This window comes from Mycolicibacterium vaccae NBRC 14118 = CIP 105934, assembly GCF_001552715.1.
GTDB lineage: Bacteria > Actinomycetota > Actinomycetes > Mycobacteriales > Mycobacteriaceae > Mycobacterium > Mycobacterium vaccae.
Genome location: NZ_BCRS01000270.1, coordinates 1 through 4,185 on the forward strand (window position 1 = coordinate 1; position 4,185 = coordinate 4,185).

The 4,185-nt window shown below is 71.0% G+C and carries 2 protein-coding genes and 1 pseudogene; all 3 read right to left on the reverse strand.

The window, feature by feature from the left end:
* A pseudogene (locus MVA01S_RS28835) lies at window positions 1-301 on the reverse strand (hypothetical protein); the annotation flags it as partial.
* Window positions 298-1,644, reverse strand: a complete 1,347-nt coding sequence (locus MVA01S_RS28840) for a M1 family metallopeptidase (RefSeq protein WP_003931747.1) — start codon at window positions 1,642-1,644, stop codon at window positions 298-300. The pseudogene MVA01S_RS28835 and the gene MVA01S_RS28840, both read right to left, overlap by 4 nt.
* Window positions 1,641-4,185 (reverse strand): Pls/PosA family non-ribosomal peptide synthetase (locus tag MVA01S_RS28845; protein ID WP_255251727.1); only part of this gene is annotated, 2,545 nt, incomplete at its 5' end. The genes MVA01S_RS28845 and MVA01S_RS28840, both read right to left, overlap by 4 nt.

A 4,185-nucleotide genomic window follows, 5' to 3' on the forward strand; every position in this document is an offset into this window, starting at 1 on the left:
CCGCGCCGACGCCGACACCGGCCGCGACGCGCATCGGGTGCGCCTGCTTGCCGCCGGGCGCCGCCGTCGGGGACCGCACCTCGCGCGTCGTCTCCTGCAGCAACCCGAACGCGGCGCCGTTGATCAGTCCGAACGCGCCCCAGAACACCCCGAACACCGAGAACCCGGCGGGCTCCAGATCCCGGGCGGCCAGGTACAGCACCGCGTATCCGCACAGAGCCGACAGCGCCGTCGCGACCCCGACCCGGACCACACTGCCCCGGGTCACCGCACCCGAGGGTCCGGCCGTCGCGTCGGTCACGGCCCCGCGTCCAGCTCAGGGACCTCCGGGGAGTACAGCCACGCCGACCACAGCCGGCGCAGCGATTCGTCGGTGTACTGGGCGGCCAGCCCGATGAAGTCGTCGGTGACCACGCTGGAGTGCCGGTAGCGGTCCGTCCAATCCCGCAGCAGCGCAAAGAAGTCGGCGTCCCCGAGGCGTCCACGAAGGGCGTGCAGGGTGAGTGCGCCGCGCTTGTAGACGCGGTCGTCGAACATGTCGCGGGGGCCGGGGTCGGCCAGCACCAGGTTCTGCGCCGAATGCCGCAGCCGGTGATGATAGTGACGCGCCCACTCGTCGGCGGTGCGCTCGCCGCAGTGCTCGGACCACAGCCACTCCGCGTAGCACGCGAAACCCTCGTGCAGCCAGATGTGGCGCCAGCGCTGCGCCGTGACCGAGTTGCCGAACCACTGGTGCGCCAGCTCGTGGGCGATCAACCGCTCCGACCCGCGGCGGCCGTCGCAGTGGTTGGCGCCGAATATCGAGATGCCTTGTGCCTCAAGGGGTATTTCCAGGTCGTCATCGGTCACCACCACGGTGTATCCGGTGGCCAGCGGATAGGGCCCGAACAGCTTGGTGAACAACTTCATCATCTGCGGCTGGCGGGCGAAGTCGTGCTCGAAGTCGGCTCGCAGCCGGTCGGGCAGCACCGCGAACATCTCGACGCCGTTCTTGGCCATCCGGTGCCGCCCGTACACGCCGATCTGCAGCGTGATCAGATACGTCGACGTCGGTTCGGCCTGTTCGTAGACCCAGGTGGTCATGCCCGCCCGGGCCCTGCGGTCCAGCAGTCTGCCGTTGGCCAGCGCGAAATAGGGACTCTCCGTGGCGATCTGGACGCGGAAGCTGGCCTTCGCGCTGGGATGGTCGTCGCACGGGAACCACGACGACGCGCCGTTGGGCTGCCCGGCGACCAGCACACCCTCGGTGAGCTCCTCGAAACCGACTTCGCCCCACAGGGTTCGGGTGGGCCGGGGGCTGCCGCCGTACCGCACCGCGACCGTCATCGCCGCACCCGCGGGCAGCCGGTCGGACAGGGTGATGTGCAGCTTGCCTGCCGAGGCGCGGTACTGGGCCGGGCGCTTGCCGTTCACGGTGACCCTGGCCACCGACAGCGCGTCGGACAGGTCGAGGGTGAACGTCTTCAACTCCGCGAGTGTGACCGCGGTGATGGTGGCCGCGCCGGCGAGTCGGTTGATCGCGACCTTGTACTCCAGCGCGAGCTCATAGCGCGAGACCCGGTATCCGAAATTGCCCGACCCGGGCAGATACGGGTCGATGACGGGTACCGCACCCTTCTTGGCGGCGCTCTTGCGTACCGTCACGCGGCCGCGGACTTCTTGGGCTTCGGCTCCGGAGTCTCCGAGCGCTTCTTCTTCGCGGGAAGCCACGGGGCGATCGGGTTGCCCTGCCACCGGGTCGACGGGGGTACCTCGTCGCCGCGCATCACCAGCGACGCAGGTCCGACGGTGGCGCCGTACCCGATACGCGCCGCGGGCAGCGCCACGCAGTGCGGCCCCAGTGTCGCGCCCTGTTCCAGCACGACGGTGTCCATGCGCATGATCCTGTCGTGGAACAGGTGGGTCTGCACGACGCAGCCCCGGTTCACGGTGGCGCCGTCACCGAGGGTCACCAGATCGGCCTCGGGGAGCCAGTAGGTCTCACACCACACGCCACGTCCGATCTTCGCGCCCAGGGCCCGCAGCCACAGGTTGATCACCGGCGTACCCGATGCCGCGCGCGCGAACCAGGGTGCGGCCACGGTCTCGACGAACGTGTCCGACACCTCGTTACGCCAGACGAACGCCGACCACAACGGGTGCTCGATCGCGCCGATCCGGCTCACCACAAGCCATTTCGCGAGCACCGCGACGATCCCGGCGACCGCTCCCGCGGCCAGCAGCACCAGCCCGGCCGCCAACGCGGCCCACAGCCAGCCGTAGGTAACCGCCACATACTGCAGCGACAGCAGCACCGCGACCCCGATCGCGAAGGTCACCGCGACGGGCACGAACCGGAACGTCTCCACCACCGCGCGCAGCACCTTCAGCCGCGCCGACGGGTGGAAGGTGCGCAGCGCGTCGGCGGCGGTCGGCTTGCGCCGCAACCGCACCGGCGGGCTGCCCAGCCACGACGAACCGGCCTTGGCCTTGTGCGGGGTGGCCGACAGCACCGCGACCAGCCCGTCGTCGGGCACCCGCCGGCCGGGCTGGGTGATCCCGGAGTTGCCCAGGAATGCCCGCTTGCCCACGGTGGCCGGGGCGACGTGGATCCAGCCGCCGCCGAGCTCGTAGGAGGCCACCATGGTGTCGTCGGCCAGGAACGCGCCGTCCTCGATGACGGTGAACTTCGGGATCACCAGCGCCGTCGAGATCTCGGTGCCCTTACCGACTTTCGCGCCGAGCAGCCGCAGCCACCACGGCGTCAGCAGGCTCGCGTAGATCGGGAACAGGTAGTTGCGCGCACCGTCCATCAGACGTTCGGTCGCCCATAGCTGCCAGCCCGGGCGGCTGCGCACCGGGTGGTAGCCGTCGTCGAGACCGATCGAGAGCATCCGCACGCCGAGCACGGTCAGCGCCGCGTACACCAGTAGTGCGGCCGCGGTGGCCGGCACCAGCCAGACCAGCGCCGGGGCGATCGCCGACACCACCGTCGGGGTGCCGCGCACACCCCAGCCGATCACCGCCAGTCCGGCGGCCAGCGCCACCAGCGGAAGCCCGCCCAGCAGCATGGAGGTGACGCCGTACACGGCCACCCACAGCGGTGCGCGCGGGGGCCGGTGATCGGGCCACGGATGCTTGGCCTTACCGGATTTCACCGCGGGTGAACCCTTCCAGTACTGGCCGTTCTTGACCTTGCCGACCACAGCGGACCCCGGTGCGACGTCGGCGTTCTTGCCGATCACGGCGCCGGGCAGCAGAGTCGTCCTGGTGCCGACGGTGGCGTCGTTGCCGACGGTGATCGGCCCGACGTGGAACAGGTCACCGTCGATCCAGTGCCCGCTCAGGTCGACCTCGGGCTCGATCGAGCAGCGGTGCCCGAGGGTCAGCATGCCGGTCACCGGCGGCGCCGAGTGCAGGTCGACGCCGTTACCCACCGAATTGCCCAGTGCGCGAGCGTAATACACCAGCCACGGCGCCCCGGCCATGTTCTCCGCGCCGCTGGCGTCGGCCAGCCGCTCGGCCAGCCACACCCGCAGGTGGGTCGGGCCGCCGCGGCGGTAGGTGCCCGGCTGCAGGTTGCCGATCAGCACCCGCGCGCCGAACACCGCGATGCTCATCCGCCCGGGCGGGGTCACGAACAGCAGGAAGCCGGCCAGGATCCACCACCAGCTGAGCGGTCGCACCCAGTCGGCCAGCGACATCGCGGCGGCGAGGTTGTTCGCGATCGCCAGCCACACCACCCACTGCATGCCGGTGAGCAGTGCCAGCGGCACACTCAGCGCCACCTGGGCGGCCTGCGTCAGCCGCGGCACCGGCGCCACGTCGCGGGTCTCGGTCGCCGGGGGTGGATCGAGCTCGTCGAGGTATCCGGCCAGCGAGCCCAGCCGCGGATGGTCGTAGACGTCGGCGACGGTCACCTGCGGGTAGCGCTGCCGCAACGCCGAGACGAGTTGCGCCGCCGACAGCGAGCCGCCGCCGAGGGCGTAGAAGTCGGCTTCGGGACCGTCGACAGGGGCGGCGAGCACCTCGCGCCACAGGCCGGCCAGCCAACCGAGCGTGCCCCCGAGGTCGGTGGCGTCGGCGGTGTCGGCGCCCCCGACGGGCCATGGCAGCGCGTCGCGGTCCACCTTCCCCGAGGTGCGGGTGGGCAGTTCGTCGACCACCACCAGGCGCGGCACCAACGCCGCGGGCAGCGACTCCGAC